At 61.4% G+C, this 2,645-nt stretch carries 3 protein-coding genes; 1 reads left to right on the top strand and 2 read right to left on the bottom strand.

The genetic code is table 11. The annotated features are described in order from the left end of the window. Positions 1-71: 71 nt before the first annotated feature. Both AC04SI_RS33210 and AC04SI_RS33205 read right to left on the bottom strand, forming a co-directional pair. A complete protein-coding gene (locus tag AC04SI_RS33210) occupies positions 72-317 on the bottom strand; it encodes a hypothetical protein (RefSeq protein WP_404285041.1) in 246 nt (81 codons plus the stop codon). A 468-nt stretch (positions 318-785) separates the two neighbouring features. Continuing rightward, on the bottom strand, positions 786-1,190 hold the full coding sequence (locus AC04SI_RS33205) for a RidA family protein (protein WP_404285040.1): 405 nt from the start codon (positions 1,188-1,190) through the stop codon (positions 786-788). 148 nt (positions 1,191-1,338) lie between these two features. Between AC04SI_RS33205 and AC04SI_RS33200 the strand changes: the two genes are divergently transcribed. After that, positions 1,339-2,241, top strand: a complete 903-nt coding sequence (locus tag AC04SI_RS33200) for a LysR family transcriptional regulator (protein WP_488475721.1) — start codon at positions 1,339-1,341, stop codon at positions 2,239-2,241. Positions 2,242-2,645: the final 404 nt, after the last annotated feature.

The following is a 2,645-nucleotide window of genomic DNA, read 5'->3' as shown; positions in this document are numbered from 1 at the left end:
CGGCGTGAACTTGAAAAATGCGCTTGGCCAGATCAAGGCCCACGGTGGTAATCTGCATGGCGGATGGCTCCTTAGCTCGGGTTGCCTGACAGCAAACCCACTGTGGCACTGTGATGCCGGGAGCGGGAGCCATCCACCTCATCTGCTTTGGTCGGCGCCGCGGGCGCTTCGTCCTTTGCCTTCTTGACCATCACCGAGACGGTCACACCGGACTTCTCGCGCGGCTTCCGGGTTGGGGTGCTGTTGTCGACGCTGGGTGCCGTATCGGCGGCTTCCGCATTGTCGGCCTTCATAGTGGTGTTGTTGAGGATAGACATTTCAATTCTCCGTCAGTTCGAAGCCCGGACCATTCCGGCGCTTGTACTGACCGAAGCCCGCTGTCCTGGCGGGCTGGAGATTCTGCTCGGTCTTAATCCTCTGCTCTTCTGCTGCGCTGGGAACACCAATGCTTCGTTGTCATATGAAGTCCAGTCGAATGTCGCCCCCTCTGGTTATTCGACAGGTTCCCCCTTGGGCTGCTTTGCGCCTCATGTCGGCCGTAGAGGGTGCCCTTGCCGCTGCCCAAATGCAGACTTCGCCGACGGCGAAGCTGTAGGTCGGGGCGCGGACCAAGCCGACCTTTTCTGGCGCGTTCCCTAACCGCTCGTTCGCGCCCTAGCCGGAGTCGACCCATTCGCAAGCCGTTTGCATGGGGAGCCTGAAAGCTCCCCTGCTGCCCTTAGCGTCTTTGCGAGCAATCGCCAGTACAGAAATTGCAGGGCGAGCGATCAGCCCTTGTCCGCCGGCTAGCCGCTGGTCGTCGAAGGGATGCGGGCGATGACCTTGATCTCGAAATCAAAGCCGGCAAGCCAGTTGACGCCTACTGCCGTCCAGTTCGGATAGGGAGGTCCGCCGATCTCTTCCGCCCGAACGGCCAGCACCGTTGCGATCTGGTCGTCCGGGTTAGTGTGGAAGGTGGTGACGTCGACAACGTCATCGAATCTACACCCGGCGGCGGCCAAGACCTCGCGCAGGTTGGCAAAGGCCCGCCGAACCTGATCCTCGAATACGGGCTCGGGCGAGCCGTCCTCACGGCTCCCGACCTGACCCGACACGAAGAGAAGATCGCCGGAGCGAATGGCCGCGGAATATCGATGAATATCGTATAACGCGTGGCGTTTGGCCGGATAGATGGCGTCACGTGCAGGCATTTCGTGTTCCTTTCTGTCTTGATAATGGGAGCGGACCGGCAGCGGGCCGGGCCGGGGGATCTCCGAGTTGATACAAGCAGGAGATAGGCAATCGCATTACGCGCATTAGCCGTTGAAATCGGCATGAGGTGATGCAAAATTACCATCAATGTCCCGCCCGTCCCTCAACGATCTCACAGCCTTCGTGGCCGTTGCCACGCACCGCAGCTTCCGCCGCGCAGCGGACGAGATCGGCACGGCGCCTTCCACGTTGAGCCATGCGATGCGAGCGCTCGAGGAACGCATGGGCGTGCGCCTTCTGAACCGCACCACACGCAGCGTCTGGCCGACGGAAGCCGGTTTCCAACTGCTCGGCCGCCTTCAGCCGGCGCTCGCCTCACTGGACGAGGCGCTCGACAGCGTCGCAGGGTTCCGGGGCAATGTTGCGGGAACGGTCCGCATCAACGCACCGCGACTGGTGGTTGGGTTTCTCGTTCGCGGGGTTCTACCGCAGATGGCGGAGCTCCATCCTGACGTGACTTTGGACATCGTCGTCGAGGGGCGACTCATCGACATCGTGTCCAGCGGGTTCGATGCCGGCGTGCGCCTCCTCGGATCGGTCCCCAAGGACATGATCGCCGTGCCGCTTGCACGCCCCCTGACGTTCATCTGTGTCGCCTCGACCGACTATCTCGACCGCTTCGGCGAGCCGGGAACCCCGGAGGAATTGCAGCGCCACCATTGCATCGGCCACCGGATGCCCAACGGCAAATTCTATCGATGGGAGTTCGAACGCGCCGGCCAGGAACTCGTGATTGACGCTAACGGCCACATCGTTCTTGATGACGAGGAGCTAATGGTCGAAGCCGCAATAAAGGGTCTAGGAATCGCCTATGTGGCGGATTGGGCCGCCGAAGCGGCCATGTCCGATGGACGGATACGCAAGGTCCTAACCAGGTGGATGCCCGCTTCGGAAGACGTTGCGGTCTACTATCCCGGACATCGAGCCGTGCCGCCGGCACTGCGGGTTTTTCTCGACGTCGTCAAAGACCTGCGGAAGAGAGAACCTTAACCAGAGCGACGAGGGGCCGCGCCATGACTGGTCGTGGGCCAGAGGATTGGGATTGCTCAGTTCATTCCTAATGCGCCAACGAACCAGTGTCCTGCCTCAGATCGTAGTGCGGAAGACCTACATTGGCCAATAACCAGTTTCGATCGGTCAGGCTGAAGCAGGCGATGACGCAAGTTGGGTCGTCAACGCAACGGCAGCTTGTCGACAGCATCATTCCGGAAGCTGTCGGACCACTTCCGGCCCCGAGGCTGCCGAGCTCGCCTATGGTCCGGATGGAGCGCGAGCGAAGAAGACCTCCTCCTTCGCCACCACGCTCTATCCCGACGCCAATGTCGAGATCAATCCGGCGACGCCGGGAGCGGAGGTCTACACGCGCTATCCGCATCCCGACATCAAGGTGGTGG

The sequence above is a fragment of the Mesorhizobium sp. CNPSo 4689 genome (assembly GCF_057784325.1).
This window is presented reverse-complemented; position numbering and strand designations above follow the sequence as displayed.

What these genes read in the sequence shown, in the direction of transcription:
- AC04SI_RS33210 (WP_404285041.1), bottom strand. Translation starts at nt 317, where the DNA reads ATGTCTATCCTCAACAACACCACTATGAAGGCCGACAATGCGGAAGCC.
- AC04SI_RS33205 (WP_404285040.1), bottom strand. Translation starts at nt 1,190, where the DNA reads ATGCCTGCACGTGACGCCATCTATCCGGCCAAACGCCACGCGTTATAC.
- AC04SI_RS33200 (WP_488475721.1), top strand. Translation starts at nt 1,339, where the DNA reads ATGTCCCGCCCGTCCCTCAACGATCTCACAGCCTTCGTGGCCGTTGCC.